Source organism: Enterobacter sp. K510, assembly GCF_055804875.1.
Genome location: NZ_JBNRLQ010000022.1, coordinates 1 through 2,729, shown reverse-complemented (window position 1 = coordinate 2,729; position 2,729 = coordinate 1). Strand labels below are relative to the sequence as shown.

Annotated in this window: 1 protein-coding gene; it reads right to left on the bottom strand. The window is 51.0% G+C overall.

Going from position 1 to position 2,729, the window contains the following annotated elements; all coding sequences use genetic code 11:
* Window positions 1-2,729 (bottom strand): beta strand repeat-containing protein (locus ACQUTD_RS21535; protein ID WP_473385753.1); only part of this gene is annotated, 2,729 nt, incomplete at both ends.

Sequence of the window (2,729 nt, the reverse complement as noted above, 5' to 3'; positions counted from 1 at the left end):
TTTGAGAGGCGGTAAAGTTCACCACCCCGTCATCCTGGTTCCAGAAGAACGCCTTACCCGCAGCCGCATTACCTTGTGAAGCCACCAGCGACACACCGGTGGCGTTCGCTGTACCATCGTTAATAAAGTCGCCCGTACCGCCCCAGATATTTACCCCCGCCGCGTGACTGCTGGCGGTGAAGTTCATGGTCGCGCCTTTATCGTTCTTAAAGGTACCGTTGTTATTCAGATGAACAGCATTTTTGTTATTATCGCCTGTCAGCACGCCGCCAGCCGCGTTTTCAAACACGCTGTTGGTTTTCAGATCCAGTCTATGGACATCCTTAACGTCTGTCGCTGTACCCAGCGTAAAGCTACCGCTGTTGATAATGCGACTGTCTCCCCACATCTCCGCGCCGCCAGTAGCGCTACCATTGTTAACCACTTTCCCGGAGGTGCTTGTGATAACAAAAGCGTTGATGGTGCCACTGTTATTAATTACGCCATTAGTGCCGGAAACACTGACGGGTGAATCAATAATACCAGAGCTCTGGTTATTAAAGGTGCCCTCAACATATAACCGTCCTGTACCGTTCACCGTGCCGGTATTACTCACTGTGCTGTCAGAAAGTACGGACGTAGTTTCAGTCAGCGTATTAATACCGCTTAGCACGGTGCCGTCAGCAAATTCCGGCGTTTCCACTGCATCACTGTTATCAGCTTCCGGCGGTACGCCTGCACCGATATTAATGTGGCCACGGTTAATGATACGGTTATCTTTATTACCGTCTGTATAGAATGCCTTACCGTTTTCGGCGTTGATGTTAATTACACCCGTGGTGTCGTTAACCACCGTAGCGCCGCCATAGACCGCCATACCTACCAGCGGCTGGTCAGCAACGTAATTCTCGTTTTTCTCGAGATTAATCGTGCCCTGGTTAACAGCCTTGTTACTGGAACCGTAGGCCACCATACCCGCACCGGCATTATAGACGGTGATGGTGCCGCCCTCGCGGTTAGTGGCAACAGAATTTGACTGCGCGGTAATGGCGTTGCTACCTGCCCCCATGCCTACGGCATAGTTCATTGGATTATCCCCGGAAGGGACACTGGTTCTCACGTCAGAGGTGTCGGCGGCATCTTTCCACATCGCATCGGTGGTAATCTGGCCAAAGTTATCGGCTGTCGAGTTTTTATTCGCCACCATCCCGGTACCACGTCCGTACAGCTCAAGCTGACCTTCGTTAATAACCGAGCTACCGGCATAGGCGGTCATCAGTTCAATAGCAGCGACGTGGTTGTTCAGAGCATCCTCAGTCGACATACTGTAATGATCTTTAACGTTGGTGATGCTTCCCTGGTAGACCGTCTTACCTGTCATTACTCCCTGGTTAACACCCGTGGCTCCGTTTCTTACAGAAATGCCTCGCAGCGCCGTACGATCGGTGGAGAGTTCAGAGCGAACCATCTCCAGGCGACCGTTATTAACGACTTTCGAACCTTTATCTTTTGCTTCAAAGGCGGTCATGTCTGAAATAGACATTTCACCTTTGTTAGCAATGGTGGAACCGGATTTTGCAGTGAAAGCCTGGCTTACATGCATGTCATAGTTATAGTCGCTGACTTCTTCTACACCGGAAGTACTGAAAGTCGAGCCTTCGGTGAATTCAAGATAGCCACCATTTTTAACGCTAATAACGTTGTTGATACCTACGGGGAAATAGCCATTAACGGACGAATCGCCATGCACGTAGACCGAAGATTTTCCATCAACAGTTACAACCGAGGCATTGCTGGTGCCGGTTCTCTGGTTAGCGGTTTTATCCGCATCGTCCAGCTGGTCTTTTTCACCCGTTAACTCGATGCCCTTCATGATGTCAACACGGTTATTGTCACCCGTTACGGTGGCGCCCTGTATTAACTCCATCGAGCCGCTGTTATTGGCATAATTTCTGCCAGCATCTTCGCTATCGACAACCACCTGTAAATGACCGTCCAGCACGACAGTGTTATTACTGCCGCTGACGTTAATCCCTGTGGAAGCTTTGTAGAAGTTATCTGCCGCCAGTGGTGATTTTTGATCTTTATTGACTACCATATTGCCGGTCAGCTTGACGGTGTTGGACTCGCCTGTAACATTAGCGCCGGTGGCCTGCTGCCCGGTGATGCTCATATCCGGTGAATCAAGATTAAGGGTATTGCCATTACCTTCTACGTTAATGCCGGTGGAGAAATCGCCGACCGCCATCTTGCCCATCTGGTTGATCTGGTTGTTGTTACCTGCAACATCAACCCCGGTGGAAGGTTTGGCGCTGTCGGTGCTGGACACGTCTAAATCGCCAGAATTGATGATGTTGTCATCACCATTCACTTTGGTGCCGGTGCCGCCATCCGTCGCGGTGCTGCCGCCGGTGTTATCAATGGTGTTGCCATTGCCGTCTACTTTGGTGCCGGTGCCGCCGTTTGCGCCGTTGTTGCCACCATTGTTATTGATGTCGTTGTTATCACCCGTGACATCAGTACCGGTGCCATCGTTAATCCCGCTGTTGTTGCCGTTGTTGTTGATGGTGTTGTCGTTACCGTCAACGTCAGTGCCGGTGGAACCTGTGCCATCGCCGGTGTTGTCACCGTTGTTGTCAATGGTGTTGCCGTTGCCGTCTACATTGGTACCTGTGCCGCCATTGGTGCCGCTGTTGTTGCCATCGTTATTGATGTCGTTGGTGTCGCCGTTAACGTCAGTCCCGGTACCA